17 protein-coding genes are annotated in these 18,373 nt (G+C 66.7%); 9 read left to right on the top strand and 8 right to left on the bottom strand.

Annotation, left to right across the window (positions count from 1 at the left end; all coding sequences use genetic code 11):
* Window positions 1-120: 120 nt before the first annotated feature.
* Window positions 121-396, bottom strand: a complete 276-nt coding sequence (locus ACLJWH_RS05125) for a GntR family transcriptional regulator (RefSeq protein ID WP_411140338.1) — start codon at window positions 394-396, stop codon at window positions 121-123.
* 172 nt (window positions 397-568) lie between these two features.
* Here ACLJWH_RS05125 and ACLJWH_RS05120 point away from each other — a divergent pair, with 172 nt between their 5' ends.
* On the top strand, window positions 569-901 hold the full coding sequence (locus ACLJWH_RS05120) for a hypothetical protein (RefSeq protein WP_411140337.1): 333 nt from the start codon (window positions 569-571) through the stop codon (window positions 899-901).
* Between the two features lie 271 nt (window positions 902-1,172).
* On the opposite strand, the gene ACLJWH_RS05115 is transcribed toward ACLJWH_RS05120, so the two are convergent.
* From ACLJWH_RS05115 to ACLJWH_RS05090, 6 genes are all read right to left on the bottom strand, one after another.
* Window positions 1,173-2,495, bottom strand: coding sequence for a DUF3987 domain-containing protein (locus tag ACLJWH_RS05115; protein ID WP_411140336.1), 1,323 nt, complete (start codon window positions 2,493-2,495; stop codon window positions 1,173-1,175).
* 88 nt (window positions 2,496-2,583) lie between these two features.
* On the bottom strand, window positions 2,584-3,321 hold the full coding sequence (locus ACLJWH_RS05110) for a histone-like nucleoid-structuring protein Lsr2 (RefSeq protein WP_411140335.1): 738 nt from the start codon (window positions 3,319-3,321) through the stop codon (window positions 2,584-2,586).
* A 347-nt stretch (window positions 3,322-3,668) separates the two neighbouring features.
* Window positions 3,669-4,535, bottom strand: a complete 867-nt coding sequence (locus tag ACLJWH_RS05105) for a hypothetical protein (protein WP_411140334.1) — start codon at window positions 4,533-4,535, stop codon at window positions 3,669-3,671.
* A 15-nt stretch (window positions 4,536-4,550) separates the two neighbouring features.
* Window positions 4,551-4,976 carry a hypothetical protein gene (locus ACLJWH_RS05100; RefSeq protein WP_411140333.1) on the bottom strand — a complete coding sequence of 142 codons (426 nt, stop codon included), beginning with the start codon at window positions 4,974-4,976 and terminating at the stop codon, window positions 4,551-4,553.
* A 584-nt stretch (window positions 4,977-5,560) separates the two neighbouring features.
* Window positions 5,561-5,860, bottom strand: a complete 300-nt coding sequence (locus ACLJWH_RS05095; RefSeq protein WP_411140332.1) for a hypothetical protein — start codon at window positions 5,858-5,860, stop codon at window positions 5,561-5,563.
* Between the two features lie 87 nt (window positions 5,861-5,947).
* Entirely contained in the window at window positions 5,948-6,193 is a 246-nt protein-coding gene (locus ACLJWH_RS05090) for a helix-turn-helix domain-containing protein (protein ID WP_411140331.1), read from the bottom strand.
* A 59-nt stretch (window positions 6,194-6,252) separates the two neighbouring features.
* Between ACLJWH_RS05090 and ACLJWH_RS05085 the strand changes: the two genes are divergently transcribed.
* Both ACLJWH_RS05085 and ACLJWH_RS05080 read left to right on the top strand, forming a co-directional pair.
* Window positions 6,253-6,894 (top strand): hypothetical protein, encoded by a 642-nt coding sequence (locus tag ACLJWH_RS05085; RefSeq protein ID WP_411140330.1) that lies wholly within the window; start codon window positions 6,253-6,255, stop codon window positions 6,892-6,894.
* Window positions 6,895-6,899: 5 nt separating this feature from the next.
* Complete coding sequence (locus tag ACLJWH_RS05080) at window positions 6,900-8,102, top strand: tyrosine-type recombinase/integrase (RefSeq protein ID WP_411140329.1); 1,203 nt, start codon at window positions 6,900-6,902, stop codon at window positions 8,100-8,102.
* 140 nt (window positions 8,103-8,242) lie between these two features.
* On the opposite strand, the gene ACLJWH_RS05075 is transcribed toward ACLJWH_RS05080, so the two are convergent.
* Window positions 8,243-8,818, bottom strand: a complete 576-nt coding sequence (locus ACLJWH_RS05075; protein ID WP_411140328.1) for a TerD family protein — start codon at window positions 8,816-8,818, stop codon at window positions 8,243-8,245.
* Window positions 8,819-9,220: 402 nt separating this feature from the next.
* On the opposite strand from ACLJWH_RS05075, the gene ACLJWH_RS05070 reads away from it, so the two are divergent.
* The 6 genes from ACLJWH_RS05070 to ACLJWH_RS05045 all read left to right on the top strand — a co-directional run bounded on the left by ACLJWH_RS05070 (window position 9,221) and on the right by ACLJWH_RS05045 (window position 18,155).
* The gene (locus tag ACLJWH_RS05070; RefSeq protein WP_411140327.1) at window positions 9,221-10,171 is read left to right on the top strand and encodes a TIGR03619 family F420-dependent LLM class oxidoreductase; all 951 of its coding nucleotides are present in this window, start codon (window positions 9,221-9,223) and stop codon (window positions 10,169-10,171) included.
* A gap of 195 nt (window positions 10,172-10,366) precedes the next feature.
* Window positions 10,367-11,353, top strand: coding sequence for an SDR family oxidoreductase (locus tag ACLJWH_RS05065; RefSeq protein ID WP_411140326.1), 987 nt, complete (start codon window positions 10,367-10,369; stop codon window positions 11,351-11,353).
* 313 nt (window positions 11,354-11,666) lie between these two features.
* Window positions 11,667-12,797, top strand: a complete 1,131-nt coding sequence (locus tag ACLJWH_RS05060) for an LLM class flavin-dependent oxidoreductase (RefSeq protein WP_411140325.1) — start codon at window positions 11,667-11,669, stop codon at window positions 12,795-12,797.
* A 310-nt stretch (window positions 12,798-13,107) separates the two neighbouring features.
* Window positions 13,108-14,847 (top strand): N-acyl-D-amino-acid deacylase family protein, encoded by a 1,740-nt coding sequence (locus tag ACLJWH_RS05055; RefSeq protein WP_411140324.1) that lies wholly within the window; start codon window positions 13,108-13,110, stop codon window positions 14,845-14,847.
* Between the two features lie 59 nt (window positions 14,848-14,906).
* A complete protein-coding gene (locus tag ACLJWH_RS05050) occupies window positions 14,907-16,364 on the top strand; it encodes an aldehyde dehydrogenase family protein (RefSeq protein ID WP_411140433.1) in 1,458 nt (485 codons plus the stop codon).
* A 225-nt stretch (window positions 16,365-16,589) separates the two neighbouring features.
* Window positions 16,590-18,155, top strand: coding sequence for an APC family permease (locus tag ACLJWH_RS05045; RefSeq protein ID WP_411140323.1), 1,566 nt, complete (start codon window positions 16,590-16,592; stop codon window positions 18,153-18,155).
* The last annotated feature ends 218 nt before the right edge of the window (window positions 18,156-18,373 follow it).

Genomic DNA, 18,373 nt, shown 5'->3' with positions numbered 1-18,373 from the left:
CCACCTTGGAACACTTGCGGCGCGACGCTTCCTAGACCGCTCCGTACCGGCCCCGCCTGGAACCCATCCAGGTGGGGCTTTGCCTGTCCCGGAGCACGCGAGGCACGCCCGGAACCGACCCTAGTCGTTTCCGCCGACGGGCTTGTTGCAGCTCTGTACGTATGTCCCTCGCTGCGGCACGACGAACAGCACGCCGGCTTCCACCAAGACAGCAATCGCCCGGCGAACGGTCGGGCGGGACAGTCCGAATTCCTCGCACAACCGAGACTCCGACGCGATGGGGCGACGGGGTTTCCAGTCTCCGCGCTGGATGCGCGCCTGAAGGATGCCCGCGAGCTGCTGAAACGGGGGTTCGGGTGCGTCGCGCTCGATCTCGTCGTCCGGGCCGTAGTCCATGTCCACGAAGCTAGCGGCATCGTGACAAGACCGCACTTACGGGGACGTCCATTTACGTCTCTTTACGTGTACTGACGTTAAGGGCTATCGTCGCGAACGAAAGCGCCCCGGAAGACCGCTGGTATCGGTCCGCCGGGGCTCCGCCGAACAGCTAGCTGGAGCTGACCGACTCATGCGCGATCGTATCGCCCGCACCCTCGCTTGGGTGCTCTCCGTCCTCGCCTCTCACCGGCCCGGACGCCACACCGCGAAACACCTCTCCACTCATCCCGCCCCCGCCGGGCCCGTCTCCGTGAACCCCTGGTCCCGCCCCTGGACCAGCCCGACCAAAGATGAGGCCCAGGCACTGTTCCGGCGGCAGGCCGAGACCACGCTCGAACTGCACGTGATCCGGGAACGGCGACGCGCGGCAGTGCTCGCAACCATGGGAGTGGACTACCCGTACACGTACGAAGGCGCCCCGTTCCCCGTGTCCGTGTTCGCCACCGAGGGCAGCGCCGCATGACTCGCGAGGGGATAACCGGCCCGATACCGGCTGCGCGCGTTGCACTGTGCATCACGTGCCACAAGCTCACCAACGCCCCTGTTGCCGTCCGCTGGATCGAGAGCAGCAGCGGCCCCGGAACCACCCTCTACGCCTGCCCGGAGCACGCCGCACAACTCGGCGCGGGACCGACCCCGGACGACGTAATCCGGTAGCCCCGTAAGCGACCACCAGTAGCCCCGTCCGTGCGTCTCCTACTCCAGGCGCATGGACGGGGCTCTTGTCGTGGCGGCTACCGATTGAGATTCGCGCGGAGCGTCGCGAAGGGATCCGCAGAAGCATTCTGCTCACGCTGTGTCTGTGCCGGCGGCTGCGGAGCGTAAGGGGAATGCGGCCTGGCCCGCCGCTTCTCAGCGAGGCTCACGACATTGGGGCGCTGCTCCTGGCGCTCCGGTTGGGTCAGGCTCACCACGGTTGCCGGACGGCCATGAGTCCGTTGCCGTTCGGTGGCAACGTCGTCCATCTCGGATAGCACGGCATCAAGTTGAGCGGCTGGAATCTTCGACGCTCGTACGAGATCACCCCGCTTGATGCTTCCCTCCCGTGCGATAACCGCACGTACCTTGTCGGCTGGAGTAAGCGGCCTGCGAGGCTTCCCCGTCTCGGACGCGGCAACGAGGGTCGTCACGGAATGGATGCTGTAGCGCACGAAGGAGAGGGCGGCCGACAGCATCGCGTGCGTGATCGTGGTGGAGCACTCGGCCGCAGCGAGACAGGCCGCAACCCTCAATGTCTGCTCCTCGGTGCGCTGGATGAACACGGCCTGGTGCTCGGGAAGGGTGGCGTTCAGGATGCGCCCGTACCGGCGCACCAGCCTCCACAGCGGCTTCGCATTCGTGCCGAGTGTGATCGTCCTCGGCCTGGCCGTGGCCCACGCGTACGCCTCTGCGAGATCGTCAACGTCCAACGCAGGCAGGGTGAAAGTGTCGTCATCAAGCATCGGCACAGCAGACAGCATGATGGGAAGAAACCTGTTGAAGGTACCCCCGGCCGCTTCCTTCACCGACACGTACTCATTCCAGTCGGACGGCGTGATGTGCCCGTGCATCACCAATGCCGGGCCCGTCACCTCCTGGTGCTCCTCCTTCGTGGTGTTGCGCAAAGTCTTCCCATCCCACGCGATACGTAGGTTGGGAGTGAAGGAATGATCGCGCCGGGCCCGTCGTAGGGATTCGCTCCATTCCTCTTCTACTACCAGGGTCCGCACGTCTCGGCCGTTCTCCGTTTCGGCCGTCGCGTTCTGCTGCTCCCACAGGTGGTTGACCAGGGAGGCGCCGGAGGTGAGCCCCGAAACCGTGTGAGTGTCGAGGAACCGACCGATTGCGGGGCTCATGATGTGTTCGGCCGCACCATACGCAAGGCCCTTGCCCAGACCTGTACGGCCAACAAGAGCTGTCCACAGAAGGGGAGTTCGGCGGTTCACCCGGACCGTTCCGCTGATCGCTGCCGACCACATGGACAGACAGGCCGCGTAGATCCCTACCGGGTCCGTCTCCGCATAGGGCTTGGTCTCTTTGACCGCCCGACCGATCGGACCGTACAGAACCGGGGTCACGCTGCGAACTCCATTCCAATTAGGGGAAGTTGCTCATATTCGTGCCGGGCCCGGCCGCCACTACCAACGGCCGGACCATAGAGACTGTTCAAGCTGCGTGAGACTCCTTGTCAGCAGACTCACGCTGCGCCAGATGGTAGGCGTGCCGAACCTGCATGGAAATGCGCCCTCGGGCCGACACCACGTATCCGTGATCGCGTGCCCATTCACGAATCACACGATTCTCATCCCGTTCCGTGGTCCCGTTCACATCGCTGGATCGAGCCTTCAAAGCATCTGCGTACTCACGACCCTTGGCAGGGAAGTGCTCCCAAAGCCAGCCCCGGAACTCAACATGCGACGCCGTGGCATTCACTTCATGCCCGTTGTGCCTGCACCATTCCTCAAAGTGAGACCGTTCGGCAGCACTGATCTTGGCCACACGCTGACGGTGCCGCTCATACTGCGCGCGTGCGGACTGAGAACCGAACACCAGTCGTTGCCCCTTGCGGGCCGCACGGCTATCGCCGATCCGTGAGCAGTAGTCGCGGAAGTCGTCGTCATCGGACTGTTCGACTTCCTGCCCACTCTCCTCTGTGGCATCCACCTGGGGCGACACAGCGGCTTCTACCGGCCGAACTTCCTCCGCCGGAACGCCCTCCCCACCATCCATGCCAAAGGCCCGCAGAAGAGCCTCAGAGGCGATACGCGCACATTCCTCACACAAGTCGAGAGATGGAGAGGAGTCACCACCAACAACAGGCAGCGTCATGGCAGTCACAGCCTCGACATCTGCACCCCTGGTCTGGTGCGCGTCACAAACTGTCATTTCGACGGTTATCAACACAGACTTAAGCATTCCCCGCCCTTCCTTCACTTCCCACGAAACGAAAGAGACTCAAAGGGGTCGGGCCGGAGTGATTCTCAACGGCCGACCAACAAACCCATGATCTCACGAATTCACGAAAGAAGGGGAATGGAGAAAGGGAATTGCGAGGTGATTTCATTCACTGGAAATGAGTGGGGTAATGCGGAATCTTTTCATTGTGGAACCGCCGGCGAGGGCCGGTCTTCAGGCTATGTACGGATCTGGAGAATTAAAGGTGAGATTCCGATTGCGCTCCGTAAGTGCTCCTGAAATGCAAAGATTCGGGGCCCTGGAAATGCATTCCAAGGCCCCGAAATGTCTTTACGTCAGCTTTTCGGCGGGTCGGTGATGGCGGCAGTAACGATAGCCTTCGGCTCCAGGAGTAGGCCGCCGTAGAGATGCAGGCCCTTCACGTAGTCGAAAAAACCCTGCGGTTCCCTAGTGGCTTCGGTCTTTACGAGCTGGTCGGCGATGGTCAGGCCGTCCGTATGACCAGCGACCATGTCAGCGCCCTTGGGCATAAGAGTGGTCACGGCCACCGTGAAACCGGCGATACGGCCGATGACTCCATTGCGAATCGGCTCGGAAGAGCCATAAGCGTCGGCGGCTGTGAAACGCGGAGAGTGAAGAAGGTACTTCTTAATGCGCGGTGACACGATCAGGTACCGCCCATTGTGAGGAATCAGGTTGTCATCGAGCTTTTGTGCCAATTCCAGAACTCCCGCTGTGTAGATCTGCTCTCCGAGGTTTTCTGCCTGCGTCAGAGCTACGGCGGTGGACTTGTCCACGGCCTTAGAGGCAGTGATGAGTCCGGACATGTAGAAGTCGGTGGCGACAGCCAGCTTGCGGCCTTCCTTGGCTGTGGCTCCGGCTGCGAGAGAGCCGCGCTGTTGGGCTGTGATCACGTCGTCGACCTTGAACATCCACGCGTCGCTCTGGTCGATCGCAAGGTCAACACTGGACGTGGAAATGTCCGCGTCCTTGAGCTTCGTGAACGGGGTGTACTTCTGTACCTCGGGAGTGGATGCGGTATTGATCTTCACAGTGTCGCCATAGCGGCTGATGTCGCCCTCGTAGTCACGGTTGCTGACGAGCGGGGATGCGAAGACGGCGGAAGCGTCGTATCCGAAGCGAACGGCTTCGGACCATACTGAGGGAATGAACAAATCGGTGCGGGACGTATTCCAGCTCAAATCATTCTCCTTGGGTCAGTAGCGATTAGGGTTGATCTCGAAATTGGGCTTGTTGCTAACAGCGCGCGAGCGGCCGAGACCCAGTTGCTCCGGGGTGGAGGCGTTAGCCCATACATTCCCCTTTGGAATGCATCCGATAATGGCAGCGATCATGTCTTCGTTAGGGCTGCCGTCCTCGCCGACAAGCTTCGTGGTGTCGAATGCCTCCAGGAGGGAATCCGGGATAGTGACGCCGGCCTCGGCGGCCTTGATCCTCAGTTCGGCATGAGCGAACTTGAGGGAATATTCCTTTGCAATCGCTGTGCGGATACTCTCGGACGTGTCAGGAACGTCCTGCGTTGACTCCTCCGGGGCGATGACGGGTTCGCTGATCCCTGGGGAATAGGGAAGGTTTTCCGGCCCCTGCGGGACCTTGCCTGCGTCCGAGGAAGTGGTGGTCATGTATGCGACTCCTGTCTAGTTATTCACTGGCTGATACGGGGCGATTTCGCCTTTGTTTGAAAACCTTCGGTAGGCGGCGCGCCAAGCGCCGACCGTGGTCGGCTTATCCATCGGATAAGACTCAGCCTGACGAGCACGTGAAGCAATAACATCTCCTAGTTCCGAACATCTCTCGGAACAGAAGAAAGAACCACGGCGACTCTTGTTCTCCCGGTCGCACACAGGACAGAAACTGATCACAAGTGACGGGCCTCTAACGTCGAGAAAATGAGCAAAAAGAAAAACCATGACGACCGCGCGAGCGGTCGACATGGCCTGTTGGAGAAGGAAGGAAGGTTTCTCTTACTCTCTCATCATTGAAAGCAGTGTCTCGGACAGGAATCCGAGAACTTTTAGGATGTGCAACACCTCACAGATGCTCGTCAACTTTGGAGCCTCCCTTCCTTCCCAGTAGAAGACAGATAAAAGAAGGGGAAGCCCGCTTCTCAGTTCCCCCATGGGAGTCACTTGAGCAGGCACTCAACTGAGTTGAGCGTCCACTCAACGGCCAACCCAAAATTTGGACATGCGGGTTGAGCACCAGCTCAAGCGCCAGTGATCTGATGAGTGATGCACCGTCGCGAGCCGCGCCCTTCCTTCTGCACCAGTGAGGACGGCAGCACCAGGCATTGCGCACGGGATTCACGGGCCAGTAGGCCGTACTCCACACACTGCTTCACGGCGTGGGACACCGCCCCGCGAGAGCACTCGGACACCTCCCCACTGGTGCGATTAACCCGCCGCTTCATCAGGTCGTACAACTCACCCTCTGCGAACTGAGCATGACCGATCAGATCGGCTCGTGATTGAGCCAGCAGCCACAGCCGCGCCCACAGCGGCATCACGTCCTTCTGTGTGGCCAGCCTGCCAGTTTCCCTTTGAGAAACTGCGACCCATTCCCCGCCGCCAGCAAACCCAATAGCCAATGACTGTCACACCCTCCGACTGTCGAACCAGGCTTCAAAATCCGACGGCCTACACCGCAATGATTGACCAATCTTCCGAAACGGGATCCGCTCTGTTCGCCAATTCCCGTAAACCCAAGATCTGGGGACCTGAAGAATCTCGGCTACTTCATCCACCGTCAATCGCTTCTCCAAGCTCCTCGAACACCTCCGTCGTCGTGGTTGGCCCCACGGCCGTATCTGCTCCGCGCGGGAAGTGAAGGATGCCCTCATCGCACCTACCTCTGTCAACCGGGTGGACATCTATGGGTGTGGGCGTCTACCTTGATCACGTGAACACAGACAACGGCCGCACGGGCGGCATCTGGAGCGAGCAGCAGCAAGGCGCTTGGGGCATCCGCATGTGGTGGCCCGAGACTCCTCGGCCGACCGGCGGACCTCAGCACGTAGAGATCAGCCCAGTCGGTGACGCTCCCAAAGGCGACGTGGCGCGTGGGATCTCCACCACGGTCCTCCGACGCCTGGATCTTGCCCTCGCAATCGCGGACGCACAGGCGCAGTACGACATGAGCAACATCAGCCAGGAACACCGTGCAGAGATGGAGCGGCACGACACGCGAGAGGCAATGGAACTCAATGCGTTTGCCGCTCACGCTTTTCTAGAGCAGGTAGGCGTGTCGCCCCGCTACTTGGCAGTGCTGTCAGCGGCATACGTCGCAGCAGTGGAGACGGGCGAAACCGCTCCCGCGCACTACCTTGCGCAAGCTGTCGAACGGCGTCCCGAGACCATCAAGGATCACCTCAAGAAGGCTCGCCGGGATGGCTATCTGACTTCCCTACCCGGCAAACCTGGCGGTGAACTCACTGACAAGACACGAGAGATTCTGGCCGGCATCGACTTCGCCCCCTTCGAATCAGCGCTGGATGGCTGGCACCACGAACAGGCAACTCGGCACCTGGAGAAGGGCAAGTAACACCAGTGGCAACGACGTTCCAGAACTGCAAAAAGGACAAGGCTGACCCGTGCACCAAGTTGCGGTGCGGGCATCCGTGGACTGTCCGCTACCGCGAGCCGGGTGGGCGCTCCGGCCGTCAGCGGGAGAAGACGTTCCCCACCAAGAAGCAGGCCGAGGCTCACGGCAACAAGATGGAGGCGGACAAGCTCCAGGGCGTCTACCTCGACCCTGATCGAGGCAAGATCACCGTCCAAGCGTGGTGGGATGAGTGGCTGGCCGCGCAGATCCTCGCGCCCAACACCCTGCGGGACTACAAGGGGTTCGCATCCAACTACCTGATACCGACGCTCGGCCGAAAGACGATCGGCGGCGTCACCCCGAACGACGCTCAGCGTGTCGTCAAGGCCATGGAAGAGGCCGGGCTGATGGCGACCACCATCACCACCCGTGTGATCCCCATGAAGGCCATGTTCAAGGCCGCCGTGGACAACGATCGGATCGGCAAGGACCCCTGCAAGAACCTCAAGGTGCCCCGTGTCTCCTCCACCGCTGTGGACCTGGATGAGATTCCCACCCTGCCCGAGGTCGTACAGATCGCCAGGGAGATGCCCGCCGAATACCAGCTGAACGTGTGGCTGATCTCCGGGGTGGGCGTGCGCCCCTCCGAGGCGTTCGCCGCCTCCGAGGACTGCTGCCGGGGCGACGTGTACCGGATCTACCGCCAGACCACCGAGAAGGGTGACGGCACGGGCAACCGTAAGGGTCTCGTGCCGCTCAAGCACCGCGCGGCAGGTGACTACCGGGAAGCCCCGCTAGCTCAGTGGCTGGCCGAGGAGATCACCCGCCACACAGCGCAGCACGGCACCCGCACCATCCTCGGAGCCCCCGGCCTCTTCTTCGCCACCAAGGCCGGGGAACTGCTGACGCACGAAGGCTTCTACTACCACTGGCGTCAGACCATGAAGAAGCTCGGCATGAAGTACAAGCCCCACGACCTTCGGCACTTCTTCGCCTCCACCATGCTCGCCGCAGGCGTGTCCCTACTGGAGGTGAGCCGCTGGCTTGGACACAAGTCCATCCGCGTCACCGCCGACACCTACGGCCACCTCGTACCCGACTCTTGGAACCGGGGCCGCAAGGCCATGGAAGACGCCATGCGCCCCCAGCTCACGGCCATCAAGGGCGGCGCGCCGAACGGGTCGGCAGAGGTCGCACAGGCCGCCTAACCCACACCTGAGCCGCACATAGAGAAGACCCCCCAAGGGTAAGTTGGGGGGTCTTCGTGCTGACCAGGGTAGTACCGTGCTGGTTCTGTGCTGACTCAGCACCACCAGATACGACGTTTTCCCAGGTCAGGGGCCTGACTCTAGACGTTGACGCCGAAGTCCTGGGCGATGCCGACGAGGCCGGAGGCGTAGCCCTGGCCGACGGCGCGGAACTTCCACTCGGTGCCGTTGCGGTACAGCTCGCCGAAGACCATGGCGGTCTCGGTCGCGGCGTCCTCGCTGAGGTCGTAGCGCGCGATCTCGGCGCCGCCGGCCTGGTTGATGATGCGGATGAAGGCGTTCCGCACCTGGCCGAAGTTCTGGCTGCGGTTCTCGGCGTCGTAGATGGAGACCGGGAAGACGATCTTCTCGATGTCGGCCGGCAGGCCCGCCAGGTTGACCTTGATCTGCTCGTCGTCGCCCTCGCCCGCACCGGTGGTGTTGTCGCCGGTGTGCTCGATGGACTTGTCGGGCGTGACCTTGTTGTTGAAGAAGACGAAGTGCTGGTCAGAGAAGACCTTGCCGCTCGGGTTGACCGCGATGGCGCTCGCGTCGAGGTCGAAATCCGTGCCGGTGGTGGTGCGGACGTCCCAGCCGAGGCCGACCGTGACGGCGGTCAGGCCCGGTGCCTCCTTGGTGAGCGAGACGTTGCCGCCCTTGGACAGGCTTACAGCCATGGGATGTCCCTTTCCTCGTGGGTTCGTCGGGCTTCGTCCTGCGGACGAAGCTGCCGTCACCCACCACAACGCAGGCAAGACGCCATGGGGTTCCAGCTCTCTTTACTTTCTTTACTGATTCCTGACGCCGAGGTTGCTGAGGCGGGTGGGGCGGGATTGGGTGGGATGGGGTGCGCGTGGCCGCATGTGTTGGCGGGGTGTATCCCGGCCGCCTGCCCTGTGGCGTATGCCGGTACTCTCGCCCGCCACTCTCGCCCGCGCCCTTGTCTGACGATGCGTCAGGCGCGACGATGGCCCGGCCCTGCCGCCCCTTCTTCCGGCGCCCTTCCGTTCGCCTCTTTTTTCGGTGTGTGACGGGGCGTCGGGGGCGCATTCGGTACGGCTCGCGGTGAAGGAGTCCATATGGTGCGGATACTGCCCGAGGGGCGGCTGTCGTACGGGATGCAGCTGCCCGTCCAGTCGCAGAGCACGATCTACGCGGAGGAGTGGGAGGCGGCGGCCGGACCCGCGGACCTGGTGGAGATCGCGCGGGCCGCGGACCGGTACGGGTTCGCGTATATCGCCTGCTGTGAGCACATCGGGATTCCGCGGCGGCTGGCCGGGCCGATGAGCACCGTGTGGTACGACCCGGTCGCCACGCTCGCGCATCTCGCGGCCGTCACGGAGCGGGTCCGGCTGCTGAGCCATGTCGCGGTGGTCGGGCTCAAGCACCCGCTGATCAGTGCCAAGCAGTACGCGACGCTGGACGCGCTCTCCGGCGGGCGGCTGATTCTCGGAGTCGGCGCCGGGCACGTCCGGGAGGAGTTCGAGGCGCTGGGGGTGGCGTTCGAGCGGCGTGGGGCGGTGCTCGACGAGACGATCGACGCGCTCAAGGCGGCGCTCGGGCCGGAGGAGTTCCCGGAGTTCCAGGGGAAGCGGTTCGGCTTCTCGGGGCTGGGGCAGGCGCCGCGGCCGGTGCAGACGCCACGACCGCCGATCTGGGTGGGCGGTTCCTCGCCCGCCGCCGTGTGCCGGGCGGCGGTCCGCGGGGACGGCTGGCTGCCGCAGGGCGACCGGCGCGAGCAGTTGCCCGCGCAGATCGCGAAGTTGCGACGCCTGCGGGAGGAGGCCGGGATCGGGGAGCCGGTGGAGATCGGGACGATCGCCGAGCCGCTGTACGTCGGCGAGCCGAGGTGGCAGGTCGGCCGGCGGACCCTGTCGGGGACGCCGGACCGGATCGCCGCGTCGCTGCGGGAGTACCGGGCGATGGGTGTGGCGCAGATCCAGGTGCGGTTCCGCAGCCGGAGCAGGAGCGAACTGGTCGACCAGATGGCCGCGTTCGCGGCGGATGTCGCCGGACAGCTCGACGCGTAACCGGGGCGGCTGACGTAACCGATCCGGGCGGCAGCTGCTGGGAGCGGCTGGCGGAAGGCGGCGGGCGGCAGTCGGCCGGCAGCTGGCATTGGCGGGAGGTGGGAGGTGGGAGGCGGCGGGCAGCAGGCAACGCAGGGCGATGCCGCGGTGCGGCAGTGCGCGAGGTGGCGGAGGGCCGGGAGGAGAGACGGGTAAATGGGGAAGCTGGACGGTCGGGTGGTTGTCGTTACGGGTGGGGCGCGGGGACAGGGGGAGCAGGAGGCGCGGGTCTTCGTGGCGGAAGGGGCGCGGGTGGTGATCGGGGACGTGCTGGACGGGCCGGGGGAGGCGCTGGCCGCGGAGCTGGGCGAGGAGCGTGCCCGGTATGTCCATCTGGACGTGGGCCGGGAGGCGGACTGGCAGGCGGCCGTGGCGGCCACGAAAGCCGCGTTCGGGAAGCTGGACGGGCTGGTCAACAACGCCGGGATCCTGCGCTTCAACGAGCTGGTGAACACCCCGCTCGCGGAGTTCCAGCAGGTCGTCCAGGTCAATCAGGTCGGTACGTTCCTGGGGATGCGGGCGGTGGCGGCCGAGCTGGCGGCGGCCGGCGGCGGCACGATCGTGAACACCGCCTCGTACACGGCGCTGACCGGTATGCCGCTGCTGACCTCGTACGCGGCCACCAAGGCGGCGATCCTCGGAATGACGCGGGTCGCCGCGCTGGAGCTGGCGGGCAAGGGGATCAGGGTCAACGCGATGTGCCCGGGGGCGATCGATACGCCGATGACCGACCCGGGCAAGGCGACGGCCGACGGCGGGCCCAGGGCCGATGGCGCACCCAAGGACAACGGCAAGCCCGAAACCGATGGCAAGCCCGAAACCGACGGCGGATCCGACTCCGGATCCGACTCCGGATCCAACTCCGGATCCAACTCCGGATCCGACTCCCGATCCGACTCCGGGTCCAACTCCGGATCCGACTCGCGATCCGTTGCCGACGAAAAGGCCATCGGCAGCCGATCGCTGGACGATTTCTACCGGAAGGACGATTTCTACCGGAAGCTCGTCCCGATGGGGCGGATCGGGCAGCCGGTGGAGGTCGCCAGGCTGGCCCTCTTCCTGTCCTGTGCGGACTCGTCGTACATCACCGGCCAGCCGTTCGTCATCGACGGGGGATGGCAGGCGGGGGTTTCGCTGCGCTGAGCCGACGGGGAGCTGCCAGCCGACCGGCTGCCGGAGTCCGGAACGGCATCCGGGCTCACCTGACAGCACGTCAGCTATTGACGATGCGTGCGGCCGATGCCAGAGTCGGGCACTATCTGATGGAGCGTCAGATACTGATTACTCAGATGCTGATTACTCCAGCAGATGGTTCAGCCGGTGCCGGTTCGAGAGGTCGCGGCGGCGGGTGCGAACGGGCCGGGTCCGGACGCGCACCGTCCCGGCCGCGTCGCCGCACGCACGGGTACGGAAACGTCCGGGGGGCGACCCCCGCACCCCGAAGGAGTGAACTCCCTTGGAATTCGGGCTCTTTGTGCAGGGTTATGTGCCCGCGGCGCGGGCGAAGGCCGACCCCGAGGCCGAGCACCACGCGCTGATGGAGGAAACCGAGTACGTCATTCAGGCGGACAAGTCCGGCTTCAAATACGCCTGGGCCTCCGAGCACCACTTCCTGGAGGAGTACTCGCACCTCTCCGCCAATGACGTCTACCTGGGCTACCTCGCGCACGCCACCGAGCGCATCCACCTCGGGTCCGGCATCTTCAACCCGCTCGCCCCGGTCAACCATCCGGTGAAGGTCGCCGAGAAGGTCGCCATGCTCGACCATCTCTCCGGCGGACGCTTCGAGTTCGGGACCGGGAGGGGCGCCGGCAGTCACGAGATTCTCGGGTTCATGCCGGGTGTGACCGATATGAACCACACCAAGGAACTCTGGGAAGAGACCATCGCGGAGTTCCCCAAGATGTGGCTCCAGGACGAGTACGCCGGCTTCAAGGGCAAGCACTGGGAGCTGCCGCCGCGCAAGGTCCTGCCCAAGCCGTACGGGGCTTCGCACCCGGCGATGTGGTACGCCGCCGGGTCGCCGTCCTCGTACGCGATGGCCGGCAAGAAGGGCCTGGGAGTGCTGGGCTTCAGTGTGCAGAAGGTCGCCGACATGGAGTGGGTCGTCGACTCGTACAAGACGGCCGTCGAGGAGGCGGAGCCGGTCGGGGACTTCGTCAACGACAACGTCATGGTGACGTCCACGGCGATCTGCGCGGAGACGCATGAGAAGGCGGTGGAGATCGCGGTCAGCGGCGGGCTCAACTACCTCCAGTCGCTGCTCTTCCGCTACCACGACACCTTCCCGCGGCCCGAGGGCATCCCGCGCTGGCCGGAGCTGCTGCCCGAGTACACCGCGGAGGTCATCGAGCTGCTGATCGCCGAGGAGCTGCTGATCTGCGGCGACCCGGACGAGGTGCTCCGGCAGTGCAAGCGGTGGGAGCAGGCCGGCGCCGACCAGCTCTCCTTCGGCCTGCCGATCGGTATCGGCTACCAGGACACGATCGACTCCATCAAGCTGATCGGCGAGCACGTCATCCCGAAGATCGACACCGACCCGGTGCACCGCACCACGCGCTTCCGGCAGACGGCGGGACGGCGCTAGTGCCCCTCCCGGCAGGCTCTGCCCCGTCGCATCGCCCGGCACGCACGCTCGCCGCGTCGGCCAAAAGCCCTGGCAGCTCCGCTGCAAGGACCTCCGGCCGCCGCGCGATCGCACGCACCGGATGACGCTCCGCACGGGGCGGACATCGCCGGTCACGGCACCGGCAGCCACCACAGGCCCACGCCACAGGCCGGCCACCGGGCCGCCGTCAGGGCTCGTCCGAGGCGCTCCCTCGCCCGTACACCGCCCCGCCCCACCGCCCGCGAACGCCCGCACCGCACCCGCACCGCACCGAGAAAGGGAGCCACGCATGCTCGACCACCTGATCAAGGGCGCGACCGTCGTGGACGGGACGGGCGCGCCCTCCTACGTCGCCGACCTCGGCATCCGGGACGGGCGGATCGCGCTCATCGCGGCGCCCGGGACGGCCGGTGAGCCGGCCCGGACCAGTGAGGACGCCACCGGCCTGGTGCTCGCCCCCGGCTTCGTCGACCCGCATACGCACTACGACGCCCAGCTGTTCTGGGATCCGTACGCCACCCCCTCGCTCCACCACGGCGTCACCACCGTCGCGGGCGGCAACTGCGGGTTCACCCTCGCCCCGCTCCACCCCGGCCGGCCCGGGGACGCCGACTACACGCGGCGGATGATGAGCAAGGTCGAGGGCATGTCGCTGGTCGCGCTGGAGGAGGGCGCGCCCTGGAACTGGCACACCTTCGGCGACTTCCTGGACGCGCTGGAGGGCCGGATCGCGGTCAACGCGGGCTTCATGGTGGGCCACTGCGCGCTGCGCCGGTATGTGATGGGCGCCGACGCGGTGGGCGGACAGCCGACCGACGAGCAGCTGGCGGCGATGGAGCGGCTCTTCCACGAGGCGATGGACGCCGGTGCGTGGGGGCTGTCCACGACCCAGTCGACCACCCACTCCGACGGCGACGGGCAGCCGGTCGCCTCCCGGTACGCGCGCCCCGCCGAACTGCTCGCCCTGTCCCGGGCGGTGGCCGACCACGAGGGCACCCAGCTGGAGGCCATCGTCACGGGCTGCCTCGACCAGTTCGACGACGCCGAGATCGACCTGCTGGTGCAGATGTCGGCGGCGGCCGGCCGCCCGCTGAACTGGAACGTGCTGACGATCGACGCGGCCGTCCCGGAACGGGTGCCGCGCCAGCTGACGGCCAGCGCACGGGCCCGTGCGGCGGGCGGCCGCGTCGTGGCCCTGACCATGCCGATCCTCACCCCGATGAACATGTCGCTGGGCACCTTCTGCGCGCTCAACCTCATCCCCGGCTGGGGCGAGATCCTCGGCCTGCCGGTGCCCGAACGGATCGCCAGGCTGCGCGACGCCGGCGTACGTGCCGAGCTGCTGCGCCGCGCCGACAGCAAGGAGGCCGGGGTCTTCCGCCGGCTCGCGCGCTTCGACCGGTACGTCATCGGCGACACCTACTCCGCGGCGAACGAGGGACTCAGCGGCCGGGTGGTGCGGGACATCGCCGCCGAACGCGGTCTGGAGCCGTTCCACTGCCTGGTCGAGATCTGCGCCAACGACCAGCTGCGTACGGTCCTGTGGCCGATGCCCACCGACAACGACCCGGCCAGCTGGGCGCTGCGCAAGGAGACCTGGCGGCACGAGGACGTCCTGCTGGGCGGCTCGGACGCGGGCGCCCATCTGGACCGGATGTGCGGCGCCCCGTACACCACCCGCTTCCTCGGGGACTGTCTGCGCGGGCGCCGGCTCGTCGGCCTGGAGCGGGCCGTGCAGCTGCTGACCGACGAACCGGCCCGGCTGTTCGGGCTGCGGGAACGCGGCCGGATCGCCGAGGGGTACCACGCCGACCTGGTGCTCTTCGACCCGGCGCGGATCGACGCGGGCCCCGCCAGGCTCGTGCACGATCTGCCGGGCGACGGCCCGCGGCTGGACTCGCGGGCGGTCGGGATCGTGAGCGTACGGGTCAACGGCGTGGAGACGATCCGGGCGGACGAGGTGACCGGCGCGGTGCCCGGGACGGTACTGCGGTCGGGCCGGGACACCAGGACGGTGAGCACCCGGTGACCGGCCGGGACGGGGCCGCGCGGCGCGGGCCCGGGGCGGACGCGGCGGGTGTCGGTGAAGTGGCCGGTGCGCGGCGGCTGTTCATCGGCGGGGCGTGGGCCGAGCCGGAGCTGGGGTACTACGACGTGCTGAACCCGGCGACCGAGGAGGTCGTCGGGCGGGCGCCGGAGGCGAGCCGGGCGCAGGTGGCCGCGGCGGTGGCCGCGGCCCGCGACGCCTTCGAGAGCTGGTCGCGGACGGCCCCCGAGGAGCGGGCCGCCGTCCTGGACCGTACGGCGGCGGTGCTGCGCCGCGAGTCCGCCGGGTACGCGGAGCTGGCGCAGGCGGAGAGCGGCGCGACGGCCGCCACCGCGCGCGGGATGCAGGTCGGGGTGGCCGCCGCGCGCTTTCGGCGGTACGCGCGCGGCGCCCTGGAGCCGCTGGAGACCGGGCTGCCGCCGCAGGTCAACGAGGCCGGGCCGCTGGGGAGGGCGGGCGTCGTCGGGGCGCTCGCGGTGCGCCGCCCGGTGGGCGTGGTCGCCTGCGTCACCTCGTACAACAACCCCTGGGCCAACCCGGCAGGCAAGGTCGCGCCGGCGCTGGCGATGGGCAACACGGTCGTCGTCAAACCGGCGCCGCAGGATCCGCTGTCGGTGTTCCGGATGGCCGAGGCGCTGGCCGAGGCCGGGGCGCCGCCGGGGGTGGTCAATGTCGTCACCGGCGCGCGTCCGGAGGTCGGGGAGGCGGTGGTGGCGGCGGACGGTGTGGACATGGTCAGCTTCACCGGTTCGACGGCCGTCGGGCAGCGGATCGCGGAGGTGTGCGGCCGCGGGATGAAGCGGCAGCTGATGGAGCTGGGCGGCAAGGGCGCGGCGCTGGTCTTCGACGACGCCGACCTGCGCTCGGCGGTGGCCGGTATCGGCACCACCTTCTCCTTCTACAGCGGGCAGATCTGCACCGCGCCGACCCGGGTGCTGGCGCAGCGCGGGATCTACCGGCGGCTGGTGGACGGACTAGCCCGGTACGCGGAGGGGTTGACGGTCGGCGATCCGCGGGAGCGGGGGATCATCGTCGGCCCGGTGATCTCCGCGGCGCACCGGGACCGCATCGAGTCGTATGTGGCGCTGGCGGCCGAGGAGGGCGCGCGGCTGGTGACCGGCGGCGAGCGCCCGGCGCGGGAGCGCGGTTTCTATGTCGCGCCGACGCTCTTCGCGGACTGTACGAACGCGATGCGGGTGGTGCGTGAGGAGATCTTCGGCCCGGTGGTGGCGGTCGTGCCCTTCGACGACGAGGAGGAGGGCATCGCGCTCGCCAACGACAGTGACTACGGGCTGCTGGACTACGTCTGGTCGGGCGATGTGGCCCGCGCCTTCCGGGTCGCGGGGCGGCTGCGGGCCGGCGGGGTCGGGGTCAACACCATCGGCCGGCACATGGAGGCCCCGTTCGGCGGTTTCAAGCGCAGCGGGGTCGGCCGCGATGTGGGCTCGTACGCGCTGCACGCGTACAGCGAGTTGCAGTCCATCGTCTGGCCGGGGTGAGGCGCCGCGGGGACCGGCGGGAAATTTTTGAACCGCCATAAAACGGACAGCGCTGCGGTTATCGCAATGCGGAAGAGTTGGGTTGTGCCCCGTAAGTCAAAGGTGCAACTCGACTTCTTCTCCCTATTGCTTGGTCATCATTGAAAATTCACCTGTGTAGCGAAGGTTTCGGCGGCGGACCTTGACGCTCCGGATACGGAAACAGCAGCGCTTAACGTCCTGTTCATGGTTCAGGTAGACCCCCGGCCCCAGACCGGAGACACGGTAACGAGCGTCGTCGGTACCGGCAGTGACACCCGTAACAAGGGCCTCAGCGGCAACTCCGTCGGCCTGCTCGGCAGCTCGGTGATCGGCATCTCGACCGTCGCGCCCGTGTACTGCCTCACCTCCACCCTCGGCCCGACCGTCAGCAAGGTCGGCCTCCAGATGCCCGCCGTCTTCCTCGCGGGCTTCCTGCCGATGCTGCTCGTCGCCTTCGCCTACCGCGAGCTGAACAAGGCGGTCCCCGACTGCGGCACCTCCTTCACCTGGTCGGTGAAGGCGTTCGGCCCGCGCATCGGCTGGATGTGCGGCTGGGGCCTGGTGATCGCGACGATCATCGTGCTCTCCAACCTGGCCGGCGTCGCCACTTCGTTCTTCTACCTCCTGCTCGGTGAACTCACCAGCAATCCGGACATCGCCGCCCTGGACGGCAACAAGGTCGTCCACGTCCTGACCTGCCTGGTCTTCATCGCCGTCGCCACGGCCATCAGCTACCGCGGGATGACCGCCACCAAGGGCGTGCAGTACGCGCTGGTCGGCCTGCAACTCGCGGTGCTCGCCGTCTTCATCGTGATGGCCGTGGTCAAGGCCCGCTCCGGCGAGTTCGCCGGCTCCCTGGACTTCTCCTGGACCTGGTTCGACCCGTTCTCCGTCGAGTCCTTCTCCGCCTTCACGGCCGGTCTGTCGCTCTCCATCTTCATGTTCTGGGGCTGGGACACCTGCCTCACGGTCAACGAGGAGACCGCGGGCAGCCAGCAGACGCCCGGCCGCGCCGCCCTGCTGGCCATGGTCGTGTTGATCGGCTCCTACCTGCTCACCGCGGTGGCCGCCCAGATGTTCTCCGGCGTCGGCGACAAGGGGCCGGGGCTCGGCAACCCGGACACCGCCGACAACGTCTTCGCCACCCTCGCCAACCCCGTCATGGGCACCGCGCTCGGTGTGCTGCTCTTCATCGCGGTCCTCGCCTCGGCCGCCGCCAGCCTCCAGACCACCTTCATCCCGGTGGCCCGTACGGTCCTGGCGATGAGCGCGTACGAGGCGCTGCCGCCGTCCTTCGCCCGGATCCACCCGCGGTTCCGCTCCCCGGGCAAGGCCACCGTCGCGGCCGGCGTGGCCACCGGCGTCTTCTACGCCGTGATGACCTTCCTCAGCGAGAACGTCCTCGTCGACACCATCTACGCGCTCGGCCTCATGATCTGCTTCTACTACGCGATCACCGCCTTCGCCTGTGCCTGGTTCTTCCGCGGCGAGCTGCGCAACTCGGTCCGCGACCTGCTGTTCAAGGGCGTCTTCCCGGCCCTCGGCGGGGTCGTTCTGACGGCCGTCTTCCTCAAGACGCTGATCGATATGTGGAACCCCGCCTACGGCTCCGGCAGTTCGGTCTTCGGTATCGGCTCGGTCTTCATCATCGGCGTCGGCCTGCTGCTCGTCGGCTTCCTGATCATGCTGGTGATGCAGCGCCGCAGCCCGGGATTCTTCCGCGGCGAGGTGCTCACGCGGTCCACCCCGGCGATGGTGGTGGAGGAGTAGGAGCCGGGGGCAGCGGCGGGAGCCGGTCAGGGCGGCGTCCCCACGGGTGCGGACCGTCCGCTTCGGCGGGCGGTCCGCACCCGTCCGCTGTGACGGACGGACCCGCACCCGTCCGCGCGGCGTCCGTCCCGCGCGGTCTGCGCACCACCTCCGGCCCGTGCCGGGCGACGTGGTCCCGTCCGCGGGTACCGGTCCGCCCGGTGTGGGCCGCGCGGTGG

This window comes from Streptomyces sp. x-80, from assembly GCF_046549095.1.
Taxonomy (GTDB): Bacteria; Actinomycetota; Actinomycetes; order Streptomycetales; family Streptomycetaceae; genus Streptomyces; species Streptomyces celluloflavus.
The sequence above is the reverse complement of the archived record's forward strand: the minus strand, read 5'-3'. Positions and strand labels throughout refer to the sequence as shown.

Coding starts and splice junctions, on each gene's coding strand:
- ACLJWH_RS05125 (WP_411140338.1), bottom strand. CDS start 396: ATGGACTACGGCCCGGACGACGAGATCGAGCGCGACGCACCCGAACCC.
- ACLJWH_RS05120 (WP_411140337.1), top strand. CDS start 569: ATGCGCGATCGTATCGCCCGCACCCTCGCTTGGGTGCTCTCCGTCCTC.
- ACLJWH_RS05100 (WP_411140333.1), bottom strand. CDS start 4,976: ATGACCACCACTTCCTCGGACGCAGGCAAGGTCCCGCAGGGGCCGGAA.
- ACLJWH_RS05090 (WP_411140331.1), bottom strand. CDS start 6,193: ATGAGGGCATCCTTCACTTCCCGCGCGGAGCAGATACGGCCGTGGGGC.
- ACLJWH_RS05075 (WP_411140328.1), bottom strand. CDS start 8,818: ATGGCTGTAAGCCTGTCCAAGGGCGGCAACGTCTCGCTCACCAAGGAG.
- ACLJWH_RS05070 (WP_411140327.1), top strand. CDS start 9,221: ATGGTGCGGATACTGCCCGAGGGGCGGCTGTCGTACGGGATGCAGCTG.
- ACLJWH_RS05065 (WP_411140326.1), top strand. CDS start 10,367: ATGGGGAAGCTGGACGGTCGGGTGGTTGTCGTTACGGGTGGGGCGCGG.
- ACLJWH_RS05055 (WP_411140324.1), top strand. CDS start 13,108: ATGCTCGACCACCTGATCAAGGGCGCGACCGTCGTGGACGGGACGGGC.
- ACLJWH_RS05045 (WP_411140323.1), top strand. CDS start 16,590: ATGGTTCAGGTAGACCCCCGGCCCCAGACCGGAGACACGGTAACGAGC.